Origin of the sequence: Bdellovibrio sp., assembly GCF_047637665.1 — a bacterium.
Lineage (GTDB): Bacteria > Bdellovibrionota > Bdellovibrionia > Bdellovibrionales > Bdellovibrionaceae > Bdellovibrio.
In genome coordinates, this window is record NZ_JBLJBT010000016.1 from 107,378 (window position 1) to 132,857 (window position 25,480).

A 25,480-nucleotide genomic window follows, 5' to 3' on the forward strand; every position below is an offset into this window, starting at 1 on the left:
GGTGATTGATCTGGGAGTATCAGGATGAAACCATCTTTTGTTGTGCGTAGCGGAATGGTCCCTCTTTTAGTGTTCGTGGTTGCTTGTGCGGAAAAGCCTCGTCCAGAATCGCTGACCTTGAAAATGATGAGAATGCAGGCCGAAACAACCTATAAATCGGATGTTTCATCTGTCGACCCTCAAGATGTGAAGAAAGTGGAAAAAGTGGTTTTCACTTGTTGTGTTCACCAGAGCGGGGAGCAAAGTCTTTGGCAGCAAATAAATAAAGCGCAGCCAGACCTCGTGGTTTTGGCGGGCAACTCCGTGGACTCAGTTCGCTTTGATGAAAAACCTCTGTCAGCTCAATATAAAAAATTGGATCAAGTGGAGGGGTATCGCGATTTGCGATCTCGCGTGCCCTTCATGGCGGTGTGGGACGAACAGGATTACGGCGTGAAGAATGGCGACTCTGAATTTGCATCTAAAAATGAAAGTCGCGAAGCGTTTTTAAAATATTGGTCCTATATTCCCAAATTGCAGACGGCGGATGCCAAAGGTGTTGAACACTCCATTATCTTGGGCCCTAAAGGTCAGCGTTTGCAGTTGATCTTGTTGGACACGCGTTTCTATTCAGCTCCTTTGCGTGAGGAAAACGGTGAATTTAAAAAGAACTGGAGAAAAAAAGACTCTCGACTGGGAAAAGAGCAATGGAAGTGGTTGGAGTCAGAGTTAAGAAAAGAGGCGGATTACCGCATCATCGTGTCTCCAGTTCAGATGGCCGCAAACTCTTATCCTGGAGAGCGCTGGGGCCTGAGTCCCCTTGAACGGCAACGCCTCTTTGATACATTGAGAGAGGTGAAGGCGCATAATGTTTTGTTCATCAGTGGAAATCGCTCTTTAGGGGCGATCGGAAAAGTGGATATGATTGACTACGGTCCTTTATATGACGTCACCGTGGGGCCTTTCAACGGAACGGCAGCGACTTCAGAAAAAGACTGGCATTATGTCGGAAAGCAAGTGGAAGAGCCCAACTTTGGAATGATTGAGTTGGATTGGAAGAAAAGAGAAGCTCAAATAAAAATTCTTAATCGCGCTGGAGTCGAACACGGGACTCTCTCGTTGAAGTTTTAAGTTTTCGACTTTGGGCTGGCCCTTGTTTTTCGGATCTGATGCGGATCTAATAAAAAAAGATGCAATTTATCGCCCTAGTAAGCATTTTAATATTTTCACTCTCGGCAGCCGCTGAACGCTGGGTCGTCGCTACGGTGGAGTGGCCACCTTATACTTGCTCTAAATGTTATCGCAATGGTGCAGCGGCGGAGGCTCTTAGACAAGTTCTCGAGAAAAAGGGAATCTCTATCGAGTTCGTTTTTTATCCCTGGATTCAAACCCAGAAAAATGGCGGAAAAAGGTCTTTTGTTGGGTACTTTCCCGCTTGGAAGGACGAGATCCTTCCGGGGTTTTCCGGTGCGGGACCGCTTTTTTCATCGCCCTTGGTGTTTCTGGAAAAAAGAAGTAAGCCCCTTGTATGGAAGACTCTGGATGATCTGAATGGGAAGACATTTGCGATGACCGAAGGTTATGGCAGCACCGAGGAGATTGCTCGTAAGGTTCGACGGGGAGATTTTAAGACGATCTCTGTTTTAAGCGAAGAATCAACCCTCGTGAAATTGGCGGAAGGTAAGGTGGACGGGGTGTTGATGGATCTTAATGTCGGAAGATATTATTTGAAGAATATCTTTCCTCAATATCAAAACAAGATATCGATCAATCCAAGGATCATAGTTCAGAAAGATCTCTTTTTTGCGTTCAATAAGCATAGCAAAAATAAAGAGGAGCAGTTCAACGAAGCTCTTAAAGCGACGAATTTTGAAAGAATTGTCGATAAGTATTTAAAAAACGTACCCTAGGCAGCGATCACTTCAAAATTTTATCCAACGAGGACAAGACCCGCGTTGTTGAGTTGCGGTTTTTTCCGATCTCGGCCCGAATCTCTTCCTTGATATGGGGAATCTGATCTTGGCGCTTCTTCATTCTTTGTAAAAGAACGACCAGATCATCAGAGGAATGAATGACCTGAACGATCATTCCTGAAGAATAATTTTTCTTTTGATAATAAAGGGCTTCACGATTGTTGCGATGCTGGGGGCCGACCATGACAGGCAAGCCAGCGGCAAGGGCCTCCATCACACTGTGAACTTGCTTTCTAAAAGAGCCTCCAACAAAAGCGATGTCGGCCCAGGTGTAGAGTTCTGCCAAGATGCCCACCTGATCAATGATTAAAACAGATCCGGCAGGCCAAATCTGCGCCTGGGAATACCTGACGTAACGAAGGCCTCTTTGCGAGAGTTCTTTTTCTAATTTTTCTAGGTGGCTCGAAGTGGTTTCGTGCGGGGCGATGATGACTTGAATATGTACATTTTTGAGCTTTTCCAGAGCCGGCAATAACACAGCTTCATCTTCAGGCCACGTCGAGCCGGCGATAAAAACGAAATCTTCGGGACTGGGAATGAATTCACTTTTCAAGGTCTTGGGATTTTCCAAACGATGAAAGACTTGGTCAAAGCGAGTGTCGCCACTCACCAGCAAAGGGGGTTGCAGTTCTAAAGATTGCAAGCTTTGAATGTCCTCTGCCGAGACACAGTGAATCTCAGAAAGGTGATTCAAGGTGTATTGCGTGAGGTAGCGCGTAAGCCCTTTCAAGCGGGACGAGTTGTCAGCAAAGGTGGCCGAGAATAAAGCCAAGGGAATATGCTCTTTTTTGGCGACAGAGACAAGCACCGGCCACACATCGGTGCGCGCAAAAAGAAGAACGCGAGGGTTCCATTTTTTAATAAAGCGAGTGATTAAAAAATCCAACTCCCAGGGAAGAGCGGCCCACACGTCGACATCGGCGAGACCTTCTAAGATCTTTTTGGCCGAGGGCGACGAGTACGTCACCAGAATAGGAGCCTGGGGATGCTGTCGTTTGATTTCACGAATGACGGGGCGGGCGTACTCAATTTCTCCACTGGCGGCATGGATCCAGTAGGGACGTGCCCCCGCGATGGTTTGTTCAGTTTCTCCGCTCTTGATTTTATAGAGGCCTCTGTTTTTGTCTTCAATCATCTCACGAAGTTTGCCCTTAAAAAGGGGACGGAAGATCTGCATGAGCACGTAAGCCAAGGGCGCGAGAACTAATTTGTAAAAATAGAAAACGAAAAGACTCATGGTTGGCGACCTAGCAGCGTTTTAAGTTCGGCGGCGACCTGAGTTGGCGTGATATCGACAAGACATTGATGGAACTTTTCTTTATTCACGCAAGGGCCTTGGCCATGTTTACTGCACGGGCGGCAGGGCAACTGTATTTCCATGATTTTTGTCGAAGGACGGGAAGGGAAACCAAAGGGGGCGGGACCCATCAAAGCAATGGTCTTCTTTCCTAATTGTTCAGCGACGTGCAAGAGGCCCGTATCATTACTAATTAAGACGGATGATTCAGCAACCACGCTGGAACTCACTTGCAATGAACATCGTCCGGCAAGATTTAAAACTCTTTCGGGGGCGACGGCTCGGATGTCTTCGATAAAAGAGTCTTCGGGTCCCCCCAAGAGGACGAACTTATGTTCAGGACATAATAAGATCAGTTCTTTCCAATACTCTTTAGGCCATCGCTTGAGGAAATACGCGGCCGAAGGTGCTAAGGCGATTGTGCCCGCGTAGTCCTTTAAAACCTCGCGCGCTTTTTGACGACTTTCTTCACTAGGGAAGATCTGGGGTGCGGGCGGAGGAAACTTCGAAACACCCCAAGGCAACAGAGGTTCTAACAAATCTCTTTGACCAGAAAAGGGCATCTCAAAAGTATTGATGCGCAAACGAAAGAGCAAAAATCTTTTCCAGCGGCGAATGGACCGACGAATAAACTGCGGGCCCACGCCAAGAAAGCCCCAGGGTCTCAATATAGAAACGATGATGCGAGAACGTGCATTGTTGTGAGCATCATAGATGTGCGTGAATTTTTCACCGCGCAGGGCTCTTGTCAGTTTGATAAGTCCCAGGACGCCTTCTTTACGGTCAAAGTCCCACACCTGATTGATGGCGGGGTGCCCTTTAAGAAGAGGCGCCATATCCTTACGTGTGATCCAGTGGATTTGTGCTTCGGGATAGGTATTTTTGATGGCCGCAGGGACACTCAAAGTCTGCACGACATCTCCGAAGGCGGAGAAGCGAATGATCAAAAATTTAGCATTTTTAGGGTCCCTTACTAACATGGTCTCTAGCCTAGCAAAGGCGCCAAAAAAGGTCACTTGTTTAAAAGTTTTTAATAGGCCTGCTCATAAAATGTCCCTGGCCGGGCATGGGCTTTGATCTATAAGTCTATGAAGGAGGCCTATGCCTTTTATCGCTCGCCCCACTTTGGGGGGTCTTTTATCATCTTTGTTAGGGATGCTGCTGACGCTGTTGGGCCCCTTATCTGCGTTTGCCCAAGTGCAGACCGAGATGCGACTTTTTTCTGACTCCTTCATCAGTCCGTCCTTTGAGGCCACGCAAAAAACCAATTATCAGTTCGTAGGTGCTCAGATCAAAACGGACCCCTTTTCTGACGAAAATCTTAAAATGGACGTGGCCGGTGGAGTCGCCATGGGCGCCCCTCTTTTAAACTATTTAAATATCTCTGAGTTTTACGTACAGAATCGCCAAAATGAAACGGAGACCTTCTATTTAGGTCGTAAGCGTATGCTGTGGAACGAGCTCGATGCCCGCTGGGATTTGGGAGTGTGGGAGCCCCTCTTCAAATGGAATCCCTTGTCTCCAGAGCGTCAGGGACTGACCGGTATTTTCTGGCAAGTGGATAAACCTTTTTATACTTTGATGCTGTTTGCGTCGCCGTTTTATTTGCCGGATCAAGGGCCTAGTTTTGAAATTGAAAATGGAAGTTTCGTGAAGGGAAATCCCTGGTTCCGCCGTCCTCCCGAGAGCATTCGGATTTGGAGTGAGGCGACCGCTATTGACTATCGTTTTGAAAAGCCCAATGAAGCCCAAGTCGTTTTGCAGAACTCATTTGGTTTGAAACTTTCGTTTGGAGATCCTCAAGGGTTGCGCGCTCAAGTGGGTTATACCTATAAGCCAGCGAATCAGTTGGCGATCGGCTATGAGGGAAATCTGGACGTCGGGCAGCTCAAAGGGGCGGTCGATTTGCAGCCTCAGGTTTACTATCACTCTTTGGCCGGAATGGATGTCACGTATAAAGTTCAACACATCCGCATGGGCATCAGTGGCATGATGGATCGCCCGAATAAAGATAATATATTTGAAGAGAAATGGACTCATCCTCTCTTTGAGGACGCGTTCTTGGTCAGCCCTTTTATTGAATGGAATAATGGTCGCTGGGGAGTGACTCTTCAACATCTTGAGATCTCTGGTGGCGACGTGAAAGAAGAAGGGGAGTTGGCAAACCCCAATCGGGCCGCTTTGATGACTCGGTATCCTTATCAGCAAGCACAGCAAATCGCTTTTTTGACAAACTATGACTTTGGGAAAAGTCGTCGTTTGGTCGGAAAACTGAGTTACACCCATTCTCAGAAAAATGACTTTGATCTGATTCGTTTAAGCTCACGATTCCGACTTTCTAATTTGTGGTCTTTAATTGGTGAAATGCAGATGGTGAAGGCGGGGGCTTTAACCGCCAGCAATCAAAATGAAATTGCGCAGTTCGTGAATAATGATCGTTTGATGATAGGAGCGGCGTATGTTTTCTAGAAAGAAACTCAACCTCGCACTGGCCGCGGTGCTGACGGTTTCGTCGGTCGGATGTAGTGAATTTTTAAATGGAAAGAAAGCCGAGCCGGAAGTGATTGAATTTTCGGATGCGCGTTTCGCCTGCTTGCAAGCTATTCCAGGCCAATTACAAAAATTTTCTGTCGGAGACGCTGAAGAAAAAGATGTTCGTAGCGGCTTTGATTGTATGACGGATGCGTTACGCTATTTCAATAAACGCACCTTTGGTTCGATGGAAGGGGCTTACACTGTTGAGGAAATGCGCAAATTCTTTGGAAAGTATTTTCTTAAAGAAAACAACGTGACCCCGGAATTTGCCGCTGAACTGATGAAGATCAAGAAGGCCTTGTTGGGGGGCTCAACGGCCTATATTACCAAAGAAGAGATTGTTCGTCTGATTGATTTGCTTCAGGTGGTTCGGGATGAAACCGTACAACTGGCCCCGCACGTCAAAGTCTTATTGAATCAAACCAAGCAAGAAAAAACCGAGTGGGAAAGTATTTCGGCTGCGACGGAACAGTTGCGTCGCAGTTTGCAGCGACTGCTTGAAAAAACACAAATTGCCAAATCTGATTATAGTTTTGAGGACGCAAAAAAAGCCCTCTCTGGATTTGCGGGATTCATTAAAGGAGAACAGCCCTTTGCGCCCTATGAACGTTATGGCGAGTGGGTTCCTGTGGTTGAGGCCGTTAAAAATATTTTGATGGGAAAAAGAGCTCAATTTGCGGGCCTTTATCAGTGGAGCGAAAGTCTTGATACTTTGATCAACTTGTACGAATTGGCTTTGAAATATCACTATTCTTTGAGTGACCTGAAGGTGGAAGATCAAGTCAAGCTGCGACAAGTGAGTCAATTTATTGGCCAGGGTCTAAAGCTGCTTTCGGAATCTCATCAAATGAAGACCACCGGACGAATTCCTGTTGAAGATATTGATTATTTGATTGAGCAAGTTTTGCCGAAGTTTACGACTCATCTTAGAGTCAAGTCCCTTAAGAAGACGTATCGTGCGGTCCTGATCAAGATTCTGGACCCGGATCGTAAGAATGATTCACGTGGTCTTCAGGGATTAGAGAAAAAACATCTGGCGACGTTACAGAGAGAATTCAATATCTGGCGCTTGCAACAAAGTTTTATCGATCATGTGGCCCCGATGAATGCCTCGCAGAAAGATCTTATTGAGGGGTATCGTCGTTTTAACAAAACCTACGTCATCGAAAAGGGACTTTCAGAAGATCCTTTTGAACAAAAGGCGCTAGAGAACGCTTGGCTGGATCTTGGAGAGCTTTTGCAAAGACCCCTCCCGGTGAGTTTCAATGCGGAAGGGCGCCTGATCGTCGATCCGCAGGTTCCGTTGCAAAGACAGACGTGGATGTCATTGACGAAGGCTAATTTGATGCGGGCGTTGTCGCGACTTCTGTTGTTGGGTTATGGAGACAACACTCAAGGTCGCCTGAGTGAAGCGGGAATGACTCAAAAAGGTCTTATTTCTTGGTACGACGATTTCCAAGAAATTGGTTTGGACTTAGGGGCTTTTGATCCGCGTTCGGCAAACTCAGGCGCGCGCAGCTTTTTGGAAGCCAATTTCTTCACGTTTAGTGGCAATGGCAACGATTTGATGGATCACAAAGAAACTTTTGAGTTTGTAAGCACGTTGTTTGCGGCAGGCCTGGGAACCTCAGAGGATCTTGCTAAACATATGCGCGCAGCAGGTTGTGCGGTGTCTGAAAAAGATGTCTTCGGAAATCCGTTGCTGAAGGAAGATTGCTTCCAGTTCCAGTTCCGCAAGCACATTCAAGTTTATTTCAATAACTTGCCTGGCATGGTGAACTATGTGCGCTCCCTGACTCAAAGCGAGTGGGATCAATTCTATCGTCACTTGTCCGTGGCTTCGGAAGTTCAAGGGCAAAAACGAGGCTATGTCGAAACGGCAAATGTCCGTACAATGGTGATGATTCTTCATTATATCGAAGGGATCGTCGTTCTTTACGACAAGGACCGAAGTCAAAGTCTCTCTTTAGAGGAAGTCCATGATGCGACACCGCGCTTTATGTCTTTCATTAGAACGGTGACCCCCGTCAGTTATGAGACTCTTCTGAATGAAGGGTTTGCATATTTAGTGTTCAGAGGTCGTATCCCAGGCGCTTCAGATTTAATGGGCTTCCAGTGGGATAAAATGTGGGGAATAGAAGACGCCCGGCGCATGGAGATCGTACGCCTTTTTGGAACTCTGAAGGATCAATTGAACAAGCCTAAAAACTAAGATAAGGTCAGTTCATGACCTTTCACGCGCTTTTGATCTTTCTATTATGGGCTGCTCCAGCACTGGCTTCCGTTGATGAAGAAGTGCCTGTGGTGCTGCGTGAGCCCGCCTCCGTGGATACGCGGGTTTTTCGTCCCGAGGCGCGGGCGCGTGTTGAAAGTTTCATTGACAGTAAAACTCTCAGAGCGATCAGCACTTATAACGATTGGTTTATTGGTGAGGTGATCTCTTTGGAGTCGCAGACTCCGGGGGCCGGGATTATTGGTTTTTTGGAGGTGACGGGGATTGAGAACAAACAAGACGGCACCTACGAATTGACCTGCCAACTTTTGCGCCAATCACGTCTTAGTTTCATTCAGGTGGGTGACCAGTTAATGCATCTTGATTTGAGCTCAACCAACGAGCGCTACAAGGGAACCACAGATCTGATTGTGAAGGAATCCAATAAAGACATTTCAGCGAAGTACAAACCCTTATTCACCCAAGGGGTTGCGGTCGGAGAAACGGCGCAAACTCTTTGGGAAGATGAGTATCTTGTGACGTGGTTTGGTCAGGTGAATTATGGTTTGAAATCTTGGCTCACGGTGAACACCGTCGTGCCGGCCGACTTTTTAGGGGCCATGAATGCGGGAGCCAAAGCCCTGATCTATGAGTCGTATTCGAATATTTTTGCGATGGGATTGAACTTCGCGAAGATTCCCAATCAGACACGCTCAACCTTGAATCTGAATATTCACTGGGATTCGATTTCTTCCGAAAGCGTGGTTTCTCATACACTTTTATCGATGGCCCTTTTCAGCTTTGAAGATGCCGAAGACACCACGGCGATTAAATCCTTAGGGACAAGCTCTTTCCAGACAGGGTATGAGTTCATTCTGGATAATTGGGATCGAGTTCTATTGGGCCCCAGTTATAACTTCGAAAAGAAGGCCGTGGGGGGCTATCTGACTTATCTCAAGATTTGGGATAAGTTTCATCTCAGTTTTTCTTTGAATGCGACGGATGTGGCTTCTCTTAAGTTCTCTCCGGTGGATGGTTATTATCTTCTCTTTGATGCCTATTGGAGATTTTAAGAATGAATCGTTTTTTTGTTTCAACTCCTCTGGGCTTTGAAGAAAGAACTCTTTTGGAAATGAAGGAAGTGTGGCCTTATTTGCTGGGTAAAGATGCAAAAACTCACGTTCTGCCTTTTCCTGAGGTGGCGGTTCTTCAAGGAGGACTGGAGTTTGAAACGGATCTTTTTGCAGCTCTTCAGTTGAATTTCTTTTTAAAAACCGCCAATCGAGTTCTTTTAAGAATGACTTCTTTCAAGACGCGCGACCTTCCTAAGTTCTATCAAAAATTTAAGTCATTGCCGTGGCGCGAATATTTAAGTCACGGCAAAGTCGAGTGGGAAGTGGCCGCTCAAAAAAGCCGTCTGAACAATGAAAAGCGCCTTCAAGAAAGTGCGGAAAAAGCCCTGACAGAGATTTTTGGAGCAGCCCAGTCACCAGAGCCTTGCGCCAGTATTTATATTCGTATGGAAGACGATCTTTGCACGATCAGTTTGGATTCAACCGGGGAGCACTTACATAAAAGGGGTTGGTCGACATTAAAAGGCGAAGCGCCTTTGCGGGAAACCATCGCCGCTTTTCTTTTGCACGAAATGATCAGTGATGCCACTCCGGCGGAGGTGGCGCAGGTCACGCTTTTGGATCCGATGATGGGCTCGGGAACTTTTTTAAGTGAAGCCCGGGCTTTGCGAAGTGGGCAGTTTGCGCGGCCTTATGCTTTTCAGAAGTGGAAGAAAACTCCGAAGTTGTTTTTGTCGCCAAGTTTTGCATTCAACTATGAAATGCCCACGGAAACCGTATTTAAGAAATTGATGGGTTTTGATCTGGAACAGGAGATGATCCCTGCAGCCGAAAAGAACTTCACGGAAGTGGAAAGGCAACTGGCGTTGGTTCAAAAAGACGGCTTTAAAGCCGCCGTCAAAGAGTACCGGGTCCAAGACGCCCTTCAGGGCGAGGTCCACGCCGAGAGCCCTCTCTGGATGATCGTCAACCCTCCTTACGGGGAGCGCCTTCCGGAGGCCCTTAAGGGAGGCCTTTCTGGCTTGGCCAAGGTGCTTTGTGGACGCTATAAACCAAATAAAGTGGGTATTTTGTATCCCGAAAAAGAGCGTGTTGTGCCGGTGCCAGAGGGCTACCAGCTTCTTAAAGAGGTTAAAATCAATAATGGCGGACTGCGCTGCCTGTTCACAATTTTGACACGTCTGTAAATTTTCAGGAATTGGTTAGAATTCAGGGAACCCCCTCGGGTTCCCCTAGAAAGTTCAGGGATTTCAAGATAGATTCCTGACCCATGAAAACAAGCAAATTTATTTCAGCTCTTTTTGTTTCTTCTCTTCTGGGTGTGACGGCCTGTACTCCTCGCGATGTGAAGGTGGTGGATGAAAACACGCGCCTTAAGATCAACGCTCAAAAAGGGGGCGCGCGCGGCAGTCAAAAACAATCGGGCGAGTTCAGCTTGGGTAATTTTGCTTTGGCGTCTTTCCTGATGGAGCGACAGATTGAAGCTTTAGAGTTTGTGAAATTGGCAACGGGAACGACAGAGGCCAGAAAGACCCAGTATGTGCTTGAGGATCAAGGAGTGGCGACCGATGGTTCTCAGCAGGTGAAGATCTCTTCTTCGAAAGAGAACCTTGAGTATCTAAGTGGGGACATCACTTGGAAGGTCAAAGCAGCTAAAACCTTGTTGGCGTCTTATGCATTGAAGAATGGTCTTTTGGACTCTGTTTTAGTCAAAGGTGCCAATATCAAAGCGACCGTGGATGCGGTCGGTAAAGACAGAACCTATGTGAATCTGGTTGAGAACTATGAACTTACTTTGAAACCCACCAAAGACGAAAATGTTGCGATGATTGAAGTCAAAACGGATGGAACAATCAGCGGCGCCAAAGGTGGCAAAAACATTCCGAATAAAATCACAGTTTCATTGACCATGACTGTCGACAAAGCTTCCTTGGCAACTCAAGAGGTGAAGATTCTGAGCGTGAAGGCGGATATGACATATCCCGGACCAGGAGCGAAAATTTATAACTCAGGAATTCAAGGTGGAAACCTGAATCTGAAGATGAGTGGTCTCTGCAATGTCCTGGACGGAAAGGTGACAGGCAGTGCGGGTCCTAAAAACAAATTCGATGTGAAGTTTGAAGGTGAACAGATTTCAATCGGAACGAATTGGACAAACAAGCTGGCAGGGTGTGGCCAGCGCCCGACGGTCGATCTAGGTCGTCTTCAAGTGTACTAATTAATTTGTTTTCAATGAGAATGAAAAAGGCCGCTTAGTCAGCGGCCTTTTTTTATTTCTTTTTCTTGGCTTTCGGGGTGGGCTTGGTTTCGGCTTTGGGGGCTTCTTCTTGAAGCACCGGAGTTTTGGCCGGGCTTCGTTGTTTCAAACGAACATAAAGTGGGAAGTGGTCAGCGACTCCATCCATGCGGTCATAGTCCCAGCGTTTCGGATACTTTCCCTTTTTAAGATGAACATCGTTGTACCGAATCACATCAATCGTGTTGGGTTCCATCTGATAGCTGCCAGAGCCCTCTCCCAAGAGACCTTTTGAGTAGACATGAGCATCTAAGAAGGACCAGGACTTGCGATAGTTGTGAGTTCCGGGGCACTCTTTGCAGCCGACAAAGTGAGACACGGCACCCGCTTGGCCAAGAATGTCGCGGAAGTAGTGCTCTTTGGATTCCTCTTCGTGTGTGATATTGAGATCTCCCCCAGCTATAACCATCGCATTGGGGCCTTTGTCTTTAATTAATTGCGCGACAAACTCTGCCGCCTGCTTGCGCCAGTAAGACGGATTGGCTTGGGACGGGAAGTGGGCCACGAGGAAGGTGATGGGATCGCCGTTCGGAGCTTTCAAAGTCACCTCGAGAACTCCACGGGATTGTTCCATCCATTTTTTGTCGTTTTCATTGGCGGGCTTCCAAGGGATGGGATGAAGCGTGGGCTTCCCGACCAGAGGTAAGCGAGACATTAAACCTACGTCAATACCTCGTTTGTCGGGACCTTCAATCAAAACGACGGTCTGGTATTGGGCCTTTTGAAGATAGTTTTTATTCCAAATATTCAGAACGTTTTCATTCTCAACTTCGATCAACATGAGAACATCGGGGCCTTGGCCATCAACATCAAGAACGACGGACGTCAGATTTTTAAGTTTGGTATCGAGCTGAAGTTCATTCCAATCGGTGGACATGCACTCGGACACGCGGTAGGCGCTGTCGTTGGTGTCCCGACAGGCTTTTTGATAGGCTGGCGTCTTCTGTTTTACCATGAGTGGGAGGAACGTATAATCGTTGCGATCTTCATCATGAACAGTGTCGAAAAGGTTTTCCACGTTGAACGACATCACAGAGACTTCATTGTCGGCCTTGGGTGGCAAGTCCCAGTGAGGTTTTTTAAAGCTAATGGCGCAGCCGGTAACAAGTGATAATACAAGAGCGAGAGTCAGGTTCTTATAGGTCAGAATTTTTTTCATGCTCTGGTTTTAAGGGGATTGGGTGGAGGACTCAAGCCTAAAGATATTTAGGATTTTATTGAGACTCGGCCTGTCTAAATTTTGGATATTGTGTAACGTGCTGCAATATGGCATAACTCCATGGATTTCAATTCCTTAAGGAGCTCTCATGCTTAAAAAGGCCCTGGTTTTCACTCTTGCATTGTCTTGTTTTGCTCCATTCGCACTGGCTCAAGAGCGTGAAGAAAGCATGGTGATGTCGGCAGGAGAGTCGATGAGACGAAACTGGAATGTGACGCTGTTTTCGATCGCTTCACTTTCCAATATGAGTTACGGAAAAACCGCTAACTCCACTCGCTCCGTCGACTCTTACAGCTACTTCGGATTTAACTACAAAATTGACTCTGATACGAAGTTTTCAGTGCGCGTTCCCTTTATCTACAATACGGCGGGACAGAATGAATATGCGGATCAGGTCAGCTCCGTGTTGGATCTTCAGGACGTGCACTTTGCTTACTCGAAATATGATCTTGGTTATATCGGAGATGTCGATATTTCTGGGAACGTGAAGCTTTATATGCCGACCAGTGAATATTCGCAGAACTCTAAGCTAGTGACGAAACTTCGTTTTGAGGTTTATTTCGAGTACTCCATCGGCCGCTTTTCTTCGATCACCTACGGAGTGAAACCTGATATTTATTGGCAAAGACAGACGGCCTATTACGATCCCAATACTCCGCAATGGGAAGATGGCACGTTTAAAAAGGATCCGCGAGGGACCACAAAACAATATTCTTTCGAGCATTTTGTTGAGGGGGTCATTGATATCAATCGGTACTTCTCTGTGAAACCCAAAGCGGGTTTTGATGAAGACTGGTACTATTCTTCAGATGCAGAACAGCTTGAAGGGAATCATGTTACGAAAGTGCGAGCAGGTCTTGGACTTGAGATGCGCGTGATGCGTGGTTTGACTTTCACTGCGGGAGTTCAAAACACCACAAGCCTTGGCAGTTACAAAGGCAAAGACGTGACATGGATGCAGCCTGAGAATACCGAATACACGTTGATGACCAACGCCTTTATTTTCTAGATACGGAAATGATGTGATTCCCCTGTGAGTGGATTGATGAACTCCAGCTCACAGGCCTCAAGTTCAATTTTATCATCGACATAGATTTTTTCCGCGCCATAGGCATGATCGCCAACAATCGGATGCTTTTCGTATCCCAGTTGCGCACGAATCTGATGGGTTCGGCCCGTGTGCAATTGAATTTTAAGCTCACTGCGGTTGTTGTCTAAAAGGTTGATATTGAGAATCTCGAGCACACACTCTTGCCAGCCCGGCTGAGCTTCATGAGAAACTATTTTCGGAGCCCGGGGAGAGGGTTCCATATAATGGGTTAATACTCCCGTTCTGAGTTCCTGTCCTTCGACCAGCGCGCGATAGACTTTCTTCATGTCCCGTTGAATAAGCAGCTTGTTGAAGGCCGTCTGAAAAGGCAGAGTCTTGGCATAAACAATAAGACCTCGCGTTGGCACATCAAGACGGTGAGTGACAAAGAGTTCGTGTCCGACAGCTTTTGCGAGATAGGACTGAAGATGTTCTTTGTGATTATCGACGCTGGCATGAACGGGGAGCCCGGAAATTTTTTGTGCGACCAGAAAGTGTTCGTTCTGAAACACAATCCGCGAAGACCATTGGTGGTCATCGCCGATGAAACGGCGAGGTTTTGTATGGACGCGCAAGTAATCGCCGACAGAAACTGAGGAATCTTCCTTTAGTCTTTGGTGATTTAAATATATTGAACCAAGATCCAGCAAAAACTCAATCTGGGTTCGATCTAGATCCAAAATGCCTAATAAAACATCACAAACAGCTCCCGACTGAGGGCTTATTATGTGACGAACTCCGTATTCAAATCCTCTGGCACTCTGCATACTATTCCTTTGAGCAGAAAGAACACATAGCACGGTGTAGCAAGGGTGTTCAAGTGGGAGTGTTTCCTCCATATTAAAGTTCTTGGGAGAAAGCTATATTGGATTTTGCTAACGAACCGATCTTTCAATGGATGTCACAGTTCGCTTATCAGCCGGGGACGGTTTATGCGGCCTTGATCGGAATGATGATGCTGTCTGCTGTGGGCTTTCCCTTGCCTGAGGAAGTGACTTTGATCAGTGTGGGGATTTTGGCGTTCATGGGCGCGCATCCTCAGCATTTCCCGCCTCCATATGAGGGGGCTCCGGTTGTCAGCGTGCATACGGCGTCGGCCATTGCGTTTGCGGCCGTTGTGATGAGTGATACGCTCATATATCTGATAGGTAGGGTGTTCGGACGAAAACTGCTCTATCATCCACGCGTGCATAAATTCTTCCCTGAGCACATGATGAAACGAGTGGAGGAGTGGACTCACAAGTACGGAGCCTACGCTTGTGGAATTTTCCGTTTCACTCCAGGCTTACGTTTCCCGGGGCATCTGGCTTGCGGTATGCTTCGTTATCCTGCGTGGAAGTTTATCCTCATTGATGGGATTGCAGCTCTTATCAGTGTGCCGACACAGATTTATCTTTTGGCTCACTACGGAGAGCCCATCCTAAATAAACTGCGCCAATTCAAGCTGGTCGTGCTGGCTCTCTTGGCGGTGTTGCTGGTTTATTTTATCTTTAAGAAAATTCGTGCAAGAAGAGCAGAAAGAGCGTCTTAAACCTCGTCCTGGTTCCTTCAAAGCCCTTAAAGCTCCTCCCTAATCACAGATCTTCTCGGACAGTCCTCGCGGACGCCCTCCCGTTGGGAGAGGCTGCTGCGGAAGTCGAATATCTGTGATTAGGGAGGAGCTTTAAGGGCTTTGCAGGACGAGGAGAGGGTTAGTCTCCTCGTTTAATGTCGTTTCTGTTTAAGCGGCTTTGTTATCAAAGACGTAGTCTTCGCTGATTTCACAGCAAAGGTGTAAAGCAAAGGGTTTGCTGTGGAATTTAGGTTCCACGTCCTTCCAGAAGATTTTTTCGTAGCCACTTTGCAGGGCGTACACTTCTTCGCGGATTTTGAATAACAAACCTGCCGGAGAGCCTAGCAACCAGTCCATTTGTACCAAATAGAAAGCTTCTTCAAGCTCAACAGGGTTCAAGGAATTAATAAAATTCGGCGGCAAATTGTCTACCAAATGGCAGGCGTTATGAGAGTACTTATGGAAGGCTTTTTCCAAGGGATTGACGAACAACTTTTCAACTCGGCTGTCAGGAGTTTTAGGGCCTGAATAGGGTTGAGCATATTTTTTAAAATTCCAATAAAGAAGAGCATCATTCACCACATACTCTGCGCGAGGCAAGTAGTCGGTGATCGCGTCCACTTTGACGCCCTCGTGCGAAGGATCTTCAACATGGGCGTTATGATCAACGGCGACCAGGCCGCGCAAGTGATAAAGGAAAGAATAAAGTGTGTGCAGCTTTTCCGTGAAGGGTTTAGAAAAATTCAAACCAAAATTGTAAAGTAAAGGCGAGCCCACTTTGTTTTCAAACCAGGCGAAGGTGTCTAACAATGGCCAAAGTGCCGTCAGGTCCACGCCCCAAGGTTTCATCGCCATTTCAAAGTGTTCATTGAAGTGATTTTCAAACTCTGCACAAAGCTCTGGATTCACCACAGCCAAGTGAGCCTGCAACGCGCGAATGCGGGGGTGAGAGCGTTCGTAAAGCTCGATGTGAGGATCCAGGGCTTTCCATGCATCCACGGCAAACGAGTAGTCAAGGTGGGGAGTTGCGACGGGGCTTTTGATGTAATGGTTCAATTTGACCAAAGACAATCCCGCCAGTGCGTCGGCCATATATTTAAAAGGCGCAGAGGGTTTAAACTTGGCATAGTGGCCTTCATGATTCCAATACTGAACCTTCACAGGTTTCCAAGTGGAACCTTTCTCCATTGTCACATCAAAACCCAAACGTAAGCTTTTATGCTTCATACAGACTCCTTCACCTGAAACATATCGGCGGAACTTGAACCTTGTTCGAGTCCTGGAAATAGGGGTATAACCTAGCCTTATGGTTGGATTTGGCTATTGGATCGATGCACATGGGCACCTGGCAGACCCTCGATGGGAGGGTCAGCAGGAACTTATTATTCAAGAGGCTCGTGCGCGGGGAATTCACTTCTTTATGCAAGGGGGAGTGGGGCCCGAAGACTGGCAACGCCAGCGAGAGCTCAAAAGCCGTTTTCCTCAGCATATCGGTCTTTGTTTCGGTCTTCACCCTTATTGGGTGGTAGATCACGATGACGAACAATGTGAAGAAGCGTTGGATTTATTGGCCTCGCAACTGGTGGATGCTCAAGGATTGGGCGAGGCGGGATTGGATTTTCGCCCGCATATTATGAAAGACTCTCGCGAGCGGCAAATGAGCGTTTTTGAGCAGCAGTTGGAGTTGGCCCACATGGCGGCCAAACCCCTGGTTTTGCATCTGGTGCAGGCCCACGAGGAAAGCCTCAGGATCATGGACCTGTGGGGGCTTCCCTCACAAAAAGGCATGGTACACTCTTTCAACGGAAGTTTAAAAAAGGCGCAGGATTTTCTCGGTCGCGGCCTTTATCTTTCGATCGGGGGGCCGGTCTGCCGACCCGATAATCAGAAGCTGCATCAGGCCGTGAAAGAAATGCCCTTGGAATACCTTCTTATTGAAAGTGACAGCCCGGATCAGGCTCCTCCGGCCTATCAGGGGCGTTTAAATCCTCCCGAAAGCATCTGGGAGGTGGCAAGAACTATAGGGGAGCTAAAATCACTTGATCCTCTAGAAATTTTAGATATCACTACAGGGAATTTTAAAAGACTTTTCGCGCTTGGCGCACAGGGTGAGGGAACTCCATGGACGTAACCGCTCAAGATAACAATTTGCCGCAACCTCAAGAAACTGAATACGTGATGCATCGTCGTTTCGATCGCATGGGACGTTTGGTGGGCGATGAGGTGATGAAAAAGCTCTTCGGCACGCATGTTATGGTGATTGGTTTGGGAGGAGTTGGTTCCTGGGCGGCGGAATCTTTAGCTCGTTCCGGGGTTGGAACATTGACGGTTGTAGATTTTGATGAAGTCTGCATCACCAACGCCAATCGTCAGTTGCATGCCCTGCAAGGTTTGGTGGGAAAAAAGAAAGCCGAAATCATGGGCGAGCGTCTTCGTAAGGTGAACCCTCAGGCGACCGTGAATGTGATTCCTGAATTTTATAATGAACAGAATTCTGAGATGATGTTGGCTTATAAGCCCGACTATATCGTGGATGCGATTGATAACTTAACGGCGAAGGCGCACTTGTTGGCGACGTGTCGTGAAAAGGGAATCAAAGTCATTACTTCGGGGGGATCTGCGGCGAAGATGGATCCACTTCGTATCAAGTTGATGGATTTAGGTGAGACCTACGTGGACCCTATGGCGGCACAAGTTCGCAAGATTCTTCGTCAGAAATACAATTTCCCTGATACAAAAAAGTTTGGAATTCCTTGTGTGTTTTCAGACGAGGTTCCGATGCAGCCAGAAGAGTTGAAGTACGACAAGGGCATGGGCTTTAAATGCGTGTGTCCTCAAGGTCAAAACGATCTTCATAGTTGCGAACACCGCAATGTGATTTACGGAACAGCGAGCTTTGTGACAGGTTCCTTTGGTTTGGCGATGGCCTCTCACATCGTGAATGAAATTTATGCGAGCGTTCGCAATCCAAAAGCGCAGGAGTCATTATGATCGTCTTTGCTTGGTTTATGATGATTGCGTTTATAATTCTGGTGGGTTTTGCTCTTGTGGGAGCGACCTTTGTGCATTGGTACCGCGAGAAGAAAAACGCCGCGAAAGCCCCCAAAGGCCATTCTCCACTTGAGTTTTAACGTAAACATGCTAAGGTCCTGCTTCTGATTTAAGGAGCATTCGAATGGGACCTATTTCTCAGTTTATTGAGCATCACTATCGTCACTTTAATGCTGCGGCTTTGAAAGATGCGGCTAAAGGATATAAAAAACACATCGAAAATAAGGGTCAGATGTTGGTGACATTGGCAGGTGCCATGTCCACAGCGGAATTGGGTCTTTCTTTGGCAGAAATGATTCGCCAAGGGAAAGTACACGCGATTTCTTGCACAGGTGCGAACCTTGAAGAAGACGTTTTCAACCTCGTGGCGCACAATCACTATGAGCGCATTCCTAATTACCGTGATTTGACTCCTCAGGATGAACAAAAGCTTTTGGAAAGACACTTGAACCGTGTGACTGACACTTGCATCCCTGAAGAGGAAGCCATCCGTCGTATTGAAAAGGTCGTTCTTGAGTACTGGCAAGATGCGGATCAAAAGGGCGAATCTTACTTCCCTCACGAGTTCATGTACAAAATTCTTCTTTCTGGCAAGCTTGAGCAGTACTACCAAATTGATCCTAAAAATTCTTGGTTGTTGGCTGCTGCTGAAAAAAATCTTCCGATGGTTGTTCCTGGTTGGGAAGACTCTACTTTGGGTAACATCTTTACCGGTCACTGCATCAAAGGTGATGTGAAAAACATCCATACTGTGAAAAGCGGTATTCAGTACATGAAATCTTGGGCTGAGTGGTACATGAGCGCATCTAAAAAAGCTCCTGTGGGCTTTTTCCAGATCGGCGGTGGTATTGCTGGCGACTTCCCAATCTGTGTTGTTCCAATGCTTGAGCAGGATTTGGGTCATGAGGACATTGCTTTGTGGAGTTATTTCTGTCAAATCTCTGACTCGACGACTTCTTATGGGTCCTACTCTGGAGCCATTCCAAATGAAAAGATCACTTGGGGTAAATTGGCACCAACGACGCCAAGTTATATCGTAGAGTCTGATGCAACTATCTGCGCACCGCTGATTTTCAGCTACGTACTAGGACTATAATTTAGTAAGATCTTGGTTGCGTAAATGAAAGGGTCTCCTTAAGGGAGGCCCTTTTTTTTGATCTAGGGATGGGGGACGGAGGCGCAGTCCAGAATTTCCTTCGAACTTTCAGGACCGATGGTGATGGAGAGAGGGATTTTTGCGAATCCAGAGAAGTGACCCTCAGAGTTGGTGACCTCCAAGATCAGTTGCGTTTGCATAACGGAATAGGTCTTGTTATCGACTTTAGAAACTGTATTTTCAGACTGAGCTTTTTCTAACCAGAGTCCCCTAATCTTGAGTTTCTTCGAGGTGAGAGGGAATGACTCGAAGGAACTTTGAAATTCAGGAATTTCAGGGTGTTTTTGAGGGTGTCCATCATAGAAGATGAAGAAGTTTTGGAGAGTGCGACGGCAGATCTGGGGATTTTCCAGAAGATCTTGGGCGTAGAGGCGAAAAGTCATGAGATCCCGTTGGAAATGGAAACGCGAGGGGAGCTCTTGCAAAAGGGGCAGAGATTTAAGATTCCACAGGATCAGCGAAATTCCGAGAAATAGAAAAACTGGAAGAAGAAGGGCTTCTTTGGAGTGTTTCATGATTCTTCATCCTTCTTTTTTAAGGGACGCAGAATCACCTCATAAACGCCGGCATGAAGTTCGCCAAGCAAAAGATCCTTATTTAGCAGAGGTTTTGTGGGACTTTTTTTAGAACGACCATAGAGTTCTTCGATTGATAAATTGAGGACGTCACAGATGCGAAAAAGATGTTCGATCTTTCGAGGTTGCTGTCCCGACAGCCAGTGATAGATCGTTTTCGCCGGGACTCCCGTTTGACGGGAGAGTTGTGCGACAGTGATTTTTCTGTTGTCCAAAATGTGGCGCAAGCTCTTTGTCAGGCTCATAGAAGACCTTTCGACCAAACCAAGATTAGTTTTGAGAAGAAACCTTGGTTTAGAAACAAAATTCTCGCTCACGAGGTTTCATTTCTCGTGAATGAGAAGAAAATTTCGAGATGTCTTGATTTGAGCTGAATGACTTCGGGTAAAAATCAGCCCCGCGATTTTGTTTTGGCAACAAACAAGCCCTATAAGCCGTATGGCGAATAAAAGTATAGCGAGAGAGAAATATAAAAATCAAGCGGCATTCAAGTTTACTCTTGATTTCATGGGGACAAAAAGAAAGCATGAGACTCATGAAAGTTGAAGAGCTATTTATTTATCCGATAAAGTCCGCACGATCTCAAAGTCTCAAAGAAATGAAGATCACCCAAGAAGGGCCCGAGGGTGATCGCCAATGGATGTTGGTTGATGAAAGCGGAAAGTTTATTTCACAAAGAACTGTTCCTAAGGTGGCGACCATTGAGGTGTTTCACGAAGCCGCGTCGTTGACGATAGGCTTTCAGAAAATGTTCTTTAAGATATCCAAAAATAGTTCCTTTCAGCGAAAAGTGAAGGTGCAGATTTGGAATGACAGTTTTGAGGCGGCGCTAGAGCCAGATCTATACTCGCAAGCGATTTCCCAATACTTAGGGGTTCCGTGCCGGTTGGTTCGTTATGCTCCGTATTCGCAACGCCGGGTTCGCTCTCACTCCATGGAATGGAAGCCGGAGGTGCGATTTGCTGATGGGCGGCCTTTGCAGCTTTTAAACCTGAAAAGTTTAGAGGAACTTAATTCACGCCTTCCGAAGGCTGTTACGGCGGATCGCTTTCGTGCGAATATCCTGTATTCAGGACAGAATGCTTATGAGGAAGAAACCTGGAAGCGCATTCGCGTGGGGGATGTGGTGTTCTCTCAACCAAAGCGGTGTTCTCGTTGCACTATGCTCACGATTAATCAAGAAAGCGGAATACCTGAAGGACCCGAGCCATTAAAGACGTTGGCAAACTATCGTCGTGAAGGGAATGAGGTTTTTTTCGGAACCTTATGGATTCCTGAAAATGAAGGGGTCCTTCGCAAGGGTGATCATCTTGAGATTCTGGAGTAACCTCGACCTTCGCTCGGGGTTTTGTCTAAGAGTTTTACAGAAAATCCGGGATCACTCCTGTGCGATACTTTTCTCTGAGGATTTATAGATTTTCTCCGATAGGAAGGCACCAACCTATTGGAGAAGCAACATGAAGACTCCCGCAAGTTTAATCAGAGCTCTTTTTTCGGCTCTGCTCATTCTTTCCCATATTTCGTATGCGCACGCGGCTCAGGAAAAAACAGGTCTTAAGGATCTGACTCCTGAAGAGGACGCTATCCTTAAAAAGCACAAAGTAAAAAAAGTACGCCCGAATGACATGGGGCTTGGACGAATCAATCAAGAGCGCAAAAAGCAAGGCTTGCCTCCTCTGAAAAAAGAAGAGGGACTTCCTGAGTATGAAACTGAATCAGGAGGTGCCGCCAACTCTCAAGACAGTGGTGTTCTGGCGACAAGCGGTGTGCCGGCTCAGGTGGACAATTCGACTTTGGTGGCGTTCCCGTCCATTGCCAATCAGGGAAATCAGTCCTCTTGCGTGGCTTTTGCAAGTACCTATTATGTGGCCAGCCATGAAATCTGTTTAACTTTAGGATGCGATAATAAGACCGCAGGTCAGAAGGTGTTGTCTCCGAAGTGGACCTACAATCTGATTAACGGTGGGGTTGATGCCGGAGCTCGCTTTTCTGATGCTTTTGCTGTGATGAACAAGCACGGGGCTCCGCTGAATGTCGAGTATCCTTATGACTCGGACTTCAAAGCTTGGAGTTTGAATTCCACACATTGGAAGGGGGCTTTGAATTCACGCCTTTCAACCTTTGCGGCGGTGGCAGTGAATACCGACACGGGAATGGCCAATCTAAAACAAATTTTGCTCAACGGTCACGTTGTGATGGTGGGGACCTATATTAATAGTTGGGTTTATAAGACAGTAGGCAGTGGCCCCTTTGCCGGAGAAAAAATTGTGACCCATCTTAACGGAACTTTGGGTGGTCATGCGATGACGATTGTTGGTTATGACGATGGCGTATGGACTGACATCAATGGCAACGGTTTGGTTGAAGCCGGAGAAATGGGCGCATTTAAAATTGCCAACTCTTGGGGGGCAAACTGGGGCAATAAAGGTTTTGCATGGGCTTCCTATGATGCCTTTAGAACGACCTCCACGGTGCCTAATTGGAGTGTGACGGGACGCCTTCCTTTAACTCAAGGAACCAGTGTATATTTTGCGACCTACACAGCGACGACACCCAAGGCCTTGGCGGAAGTGACCTTATCTCATGCCTTGAGAAGTCAAATCTCATTGCAATTTGGTTCCTCCGCGAACACTCAATTGTCGCCAACCAGCACCTGGGTGCCATTTGCTTTTGCGAATGTTGGTGGGGATTGGGCTTTTGATGGCGCTTCTGTTGAAAAAGAAGGGACCTTCTATTTTGACATTTCCTCATTGGTTGGAACAGATTTGAATACGCAAATGTTCTACCTGTCACTGAAAGACAGCCTTGCAGGAAGTGCTTTGCAAGCCAAGTCATTTAAGATCGTCGATCCTCAAGTAGGAAATACTCTGTACGCAGCAAACAACGTCCCGATGTTCGTGGATGCGGGGACCGGAACTCTGAATGCTGGCAATTACAATCCGGGGGATGTTACCGCCCCGTCAGTCCCGCAAAACTTCGTGGCCACTTTGAACTACTATAAAGTTGGTAAAACAACCAAAGCTCGAACTCTCTTGAGCTGGTCGGCTTCCACCGACAACGTGGGCGTGGCTAAATATAGAATTTATCGCAATGGCGTGAAGTTAACGGAAACGACCTCGTTGTCCTACACGGATACGAGTATCTCCAAAGGGGTTCGTTATATCTATGAAGTGACGGCCCTCGACAGCAAGGGGAATGAATCTGGTAAGTCCTCATCTTTGACGATTCTCTGGTAAAGGTATTTTGGGGAGGGGGCTTAGGGGCCTCCTTCTTTAGCTAGTGCCGCTCTTGCGTCCCTGACAAAAATCTAATCACTTAAAGTCCTTTAAAATTTCTCATACTCCGGTCCGATGTGTGCATTCTTTTTCCTACGAAGTTTAAACTTTAAGGATGTATCATGTTGAGACAGTTCAAAATCGGAATCTTCCTGTGTATTTTGTTATGCAGATTCGCCTGGGCGGCCTCCCCCGATGCCACCGGTTTGCACCTTTCTTTTGAACAACGTCTGGCATTGACCTACGCTCTTTTAGCGCAAGGTGAAGAAGAAGCAAAAAAAGAGAAAATCCTTGAGAGAGCCAAATCCTATATGCAAGGGGTTTTCAGTCAGGACGTTCAGACCGTCAAAGTGAAAAACTTCGATCAATTTTTAAAACTCTTTAAGGGCGAGTGGCCCAATACTCACAGTGTGGCGTTGGATGTTGAAGTTTTGGAAAAACGAGGCCCGCATCCTATGATGATCTTTGAAGCGGAAAGTTCACGGGTACAAAAACAAATTGATCAATATATAGAGTGGCAGCAAGAACAGCTTAAAATCATGGCTGAAAAGGAAAAGGGCACCGAAGGTGTCTCTGTTGAAAAGGTGGGCGCCCAGGTGATGGCCTTATTGCAAGATCCTCAGGGGCAGAAGATTGCAGAAAAGTGGATGCTGAGTGAAAGTGAGACCCTTCTTGCGGATCGCATGAAAGAACTCGATCGTGTGGGTGAAAAAATGGCGGAATCCAGTTTTGCTCAGCAACAAGATGCGACGATGCGAATCTTTATGGAAACGATGTTCAGTGAATACTTCTCTCGCCTCAGTCCCGAGTCAAAAAAATTGATAGTATCGTCTTACTTGGGCGGTGATCTTCGTGTCAGTGATATGAAGAAATTTGAGATCATGGTTCAAAATAGCGGACCTCAGTTGCAAAAACTATTGCAGGTGGTGGCGCGCCAAGCGAACTTGGCTCCTGAAATGTTGGAAGTGTTTCGAGGTCTTGAAAATTCAGTTCGTCCCGTGCCATGGACTCAAGTGGAAGAGATTCTACAGCAAGAAAAGGGCAACTATAAGTTTACCTATTTCGAAAAAAAGCCCTTGGGTGTAGGGACCATGGCTCAGGTTCATCGCGCAAAGATTCTAGTCAACGGCGAGCGTAAGGACGTGGTGGTTCGGTTTATTAAGCCCGGAATTTCCCAACGAGTCGCTGAAGACAAAAAGATCTTGGCCGAAGTGGCGCAGATCCTTGATAACAATCCGGAGTTTCGTAAAACGGGAGCACCAAGGCTTTCGCCGGTGGTGGATGATATCACGGCCACGGTCACGGCAGAGCTAAGCCAAGAGGACACCATTCAACGTCAAAAATTCGCTAAAACACGCTACGAAAAAACTGTTCTTCTGAAGACGCCTGAATACAAGAATTATATCGAGTTTCACGTTCCAGAGATCTATGAATCCACTCATAAGTCAAATTTGATGGTCCAAGAGATGGTCATCGGGAAAAAGCTGGATAAGGAAGTTGCGATGTATTCCGAGATCGCGCCTCAGTTGAAAAAAGGTGTGATTGAAGAGATGGCTAGAGTCTGGGCCCATGAGGTGATGTTTGGCAGTGGTTTTTATCATTCGGATTTGCATCAAGGAAACTTCATGCTTCAAGTCACGGACCCTAAAATTCGTCTTCACATCTTAGATTTCGGCATGGGTGGAGTTATCCCTGCGAATATGCAACGTCAGGTGATGGTGTTGGGCGCGGGGACTGAGCTCTTGAACGCCGATTTGATTGCGCGAGCTTATTGGAAGGTCAGTGAACAATCTCAAAATACGATCAATGAAACTCAGTTCCGATCTTTGGTTCAAGCTAAAGTCGCAAGAATTCGGGCGGGCCACGAGGTCAGTCCTTCTTTAGAGCTGTGGACAGCTTGGGCGATGGATAGTGGTCTGAAGCTTCCTTATGAGTTCGTCAGTCTGAATCGAGGAATTGTGATCGTCAATAAGCTCTTGGCCGATGCGGGCAGTAAGATGACCGTCACCTCATTAATGAAAAGTCTGGCAAAGGGCAATCCCACCCTAGTCTATCGCCGGTTGGTGATTGAAGAAAAAATCTCTCATAAGGATCTTGTCAAGTTGGGGTGGGGGGAGCTGAAAGCCGCACTTCAAAGTGAACAGTCCCCCCAAGCCATCCTCGGTGTGCGTTGTGAGATGGTTTTTCAATAGCAAAA

General features: G+C 46.8%; 23 protein-coding genes. 16 read left to right on the forward strand and 7 right to left on the reverse strand.

The genetic code is table 11. The features are described from left to right. Window positions 1–24 precede the first annotated feature (24 nt). Window positions 25–1,110 (forward strand): alkaline phosphatase D family protein, encoded by a 1,086-nt coding sequence (locus ACM64D_RS04455; protein WP_415061980.1) that lies wholly within the window; start codon window positions 25–27, stop codon window positions 1,108–1,110. A 59-nt stretch (window positions 1,111–1,169) separates the two neighbouring features. Continuing rightward, entirely contained in the window at window positions 1,170–1,889 is a 720-nt protein-coding gene (locus tag ACM64D_RS04460) for a substrate-binding periplasmic protein (RefSeq protein WP_415061981.1), read from the forward strand. A 7-nt stretch (window positions 1,890–1,896) separates the two neighbouring features. Here ACM64D_RS04460 and ACM64D_RS04465 read toward each other — a convergent pair whose 3' ends face one another. Further along, on the reverse strand, window positions 1,897–3,189 hold the full coding sequence (locus tag ACM64D_RS04465; RefSeq protein WP_415061982.1) for a 3-deoxy-D-manno-octulosonic acid transferase: 1,293 nt from the start codon (window positions 3,187–3,189) through the stop codon (window positions 1,897–1,899). Continuing rightward, complete coding sequence (locus ACM64D_RS04470; RefSeq protein ID WP_415061983.1) at window positions 3,186–4,163, reverse strand: glycosyltransferase family 9 protein; 978 nt, start codon at window positions 4,161–4,163, stop codon at window positions 3,186–3,188. Before ACM64D_RS04470 ends, ACM64D_RS04465 begins: the two co-directional genes overlap by 4 nt. Before the next feature lie 187 nt (window positions 4,164–4,350). Here ACM64D_RS04470 and ACM64D_RS04475 point away from each other — a divergent pair, with 187 nt between their 5' ends. The 5 genes from ACM64D_RS04475 (at window position 4,351) to ACM64D_RS04495 (ending at window position 11,287) form a co-directional block, all read left to right on the forward strand. Then, complete coding sequence (locus ACM64D_RS04475; RefSeq protein ID WP_415061984.1) at window positions 4,351–5,718, forward strand: hypothetical protein; 1,368 nt, start codon at window positions 4,351–4,353, stop codon at window positions 5,716–5,718. Beyond that, a complete protein-coding gene (locus ACM64D_RS04480) occupies window positions 5,708–7,996 on the forward strand; it encodes a hypothetical protein (protein ID WP_415061985.1) in 2,289 nt (762 codons plus the stop codon). Before ACM64D_RS04475 ends, ACM64D_RS04480 begins: the two co-directional genes overlap by 11 nt. 14 nt (window positions 7,997–8,010) lie before the next feature. Continuing rightward, entirely contained in the window at window positions 8,011–9,069 is a 1,059-nt protein-coding gene (locus tag ACM64D_RS04485; RefSeq protein WP_415061986.1) for a hypothetical protein, read from the forward strand. A gap of 2 nt (window positions 9,070–9,071) precedes the next feature. Beyond that, on the forward strand, window positions 9,072–10,256 hold the full coding sequence (locus ACM64D_RS04490; protein WP_415061987.1) for a THUMP domain-containing class I SAM-dependent RNA methyltransferase: 1,185 nt from the start codon (window positions 9,072–9,074) through the stop codon (window positions 10,254–10,256). A gap of 83 nt (window positions 10,257–10,339) precedes the next feature. Next, window positions 10,340–11,287: a hypothetical protein gene (locus ACM64D_RS04495; RefSeq protein ID WP_415061988.1), complete on the forward strand. Its 948-nt coding sequence runs from the start codon at window positions 10,340–10,342 to the stop codon at window positions 11,285–11,287. A 52-nt stretch (window positions 11,288–11,339) separates the two neighbouring features. Here ACM64D_RS04495 and ACM64D_RS04500 read toward each other — a convergent pair whose 3' ends face one another. Continuing rightward, window positions 11,340–12,524, reverse strand: coding sequence for an endonuclease/exonuclease/phosphatase family protein (locus tag ACM64D_RS04500; RefSeq protein WP_415061989.1), 1,185 nt, complete (start codon window positions 12,522–12,524; stop codon window positions 11,340–11,342). A gap of 148 nt (window positions 12,525–12,672) precedes the next feature. Between ACM64D_RS04500 and ACM64D_RS04505 the strand changes: the two genes are divergently transcribed. Further along, window positions 12,673–13,593 carry a hypothetical protein gene (locus ACM64D_RS04505; protein WP_415061990.1) on the forward strand — a complete coding sequence of 307 codons (921 nt, stop codon included), beginning with the start codon at window positions 12,673–12,675 and terminating at the stop codon, window positions 13,591–13,593. Here the strand turns inward: ACM64D_RS04505 and ACM64D_RS04510 are convergent. Beyond that, window positions 13,590–14,441, reverse strand: a complete 852-nt coding sequence (locus ACM64D_RS04510) for an RluA family pseudouridine synthase (protein WP_415061991.1) — start codon at window positions 14,439–14,441, stop codon at window positions 13,590–13,592. The genes ACM64D_RS04505 and ACM64D_RS04510 overlap by 4 nt on opposite strands. Window positions 14,442–14,539: 98 nt before the next feature. On the opposite strand from ACM64D_RS04510, the gene ACM64D_RS04515 reads away from it, so the two are divergent. Beyond that, window positions 14,540–15,205, forward strand: coding sequence for a DedA family protein (locus ACM64D_RS04515; RefSeq protein ID WP_415061992.1), 666 nt, complete (start codon window positions 14,540–14,542; stop codon window positions 15,203–15,205). 189 nt (window positions 15,206–15,394) lie between these two features. Here the strand turns inward: ACM64D_RS04515 and ACM64D_RS04520 are convergent, their stop codons facing one another. Further along, window positions 15,395–16,453 carry a hypothetical protein gene (locus tag ACM64D_RS04520; protein WP_415061993.1) on the reverse strand — a complete coding sequence of 353 codons (1,059 nt, stop codon included), beginning with the start codon at window positions 16,451–16,453 and terminating at the stop codon, window positions 15,395–15,397. A 79-nt stretch (window positions 16,454–16,532) separates the two neighbouring features. Here ACM64D_RS04520 and ACM64D_RS04525 point away from each other — a divergent pair, with 79 nt between their 5' ends. The 4 genes from ACM64D_RS04525 to ACM64D_RS04540 are packed head-to-tail and all read left to right on the forward strand — an operon-like array spanning window position 16,533 to window position 19,373. Then, a complete protein-coding gene (locus ACM64D_RS04525) occupies window positions 16,533–17,357 on the forward strand; it encodes a TatD family hydrolase (protein WP_415061994.1) in 825 nt (274 codons plus the stop codon). Then, a complete protein-coding gene (locus tag ACM64D_RS04530; protein ID WP_415061995.1) occupies window positions 17,348–18,217 on the forward strand; it encodes a ThiF family adenylyltransferase in 870 nt (289 codons plus the stop codon). Before ACM64D_RS04525 ends, ACM64D_RS04530 begins: the two co-directional genes overlap by 10 nt. After that, window positions 18,214–18,357: a hypothetical protein gene (locus tag ACM64D_RS04535; RefSeq protein ID WP_415061996.1), complete on the forward strand. Its 144-nt coding sequence runs from the start codon at window positions 18,214–18,216 to the stop codon at window positions 18,355–18,357. Before ACM64D_RS04530 ends, ACM64D_RS04535 begins: the two co-directional genes overlap by 4 nt. A gap of 44 nt (window positions 18,358–18,401) precedes the next feature. Next, a complete protein-coding gene (locus ACM64D_RS04540) occupies window positions 18,402–19,373 on the forward strand; it encodes a deoxyhypusine synthase family protein (protein WP_415061997.1) in 972 nt (323 codons plus the stop codon). Window positions 19,374–19,435: 62 nt separating this feature from the next. Here the strand turns inward: ACM64D_RS04540 and ACM64D_RS04545 are convergent, their stop codons facing one another. After that, window positions 19,436–19,948, reverse strand: coding sequence for a hypothetical protein (locus tag ACM64D_RS04545; protein WP_415061998.1), 513 nt, complete (start codon window positions 19,946–19,948; stop codon window positions 19,436–19,438). Next, complete coding sequence (locus ACM64D_RS04550) at window positions 19,945–20,253, reverse strand: helix-turn-helix domain-containing protein (protein ID WP_415061999.1); 309 nt, start codon at window positions 20,251–20,253, stop codon at window positions 19,945–19,947. Before ACM64D_RS04550 ends, ACM64D_RS04545 begins: the two co-directional genes overlap by 4 nt. 281 nt (window positions 20,254–20,534) lie before the next feature. On the opposite strand from ACM64D_RS04550, the gene ACM64D_RS04555 reads away from it, so the two are divergent. From ACM64D_RS04555 to ACM64D_RS04565, 3 genes are all read left to right on the forward strand, one after another. Next, window positions 20,535–21,335 carry an MOSC domain-containing protein gene (locus ACM64D_RS04555; RefSeq protein WP_415062000.1) on the forward strand — a complete coding sequence of 267 codons (801 nt, stop codon included), beginning with the start codon at window positions 20,535–20,537 and terminating at the stop codon, window positions 21,333–21,335. A gap of 130 nt (window positions 21,336–21,465) precedes the next feature. Continuing rightward, the gene (locus ACM64D_RS04560; protein WP_415062001.1) at window positions 21,466–23,244 is read left to right on the forward strand and encodes a C1 family peptidase; all 1,779 of its coding nucleotides are present in this window, start codon (window positions 21,466–21,468) and stop codon (window positions 23,242–23,244) included. Between the two features lie 161 nt (window positions 23,245–23,405). Then, window positions 23,406–25,475, forward strand: a complete 2,070-nt coding sequence (locus ACM64D_RS04565) for an AarF/ABC1/UbiB kinase family protein (RefSeq protein ID WP_415062002.1) — start codon at window positions 23,406–23,408, stop codon at window positions 25,473–25,475. The last annotated feature ends 5 nt before the right edge of the window (window positions 25,476–25,480 follow it).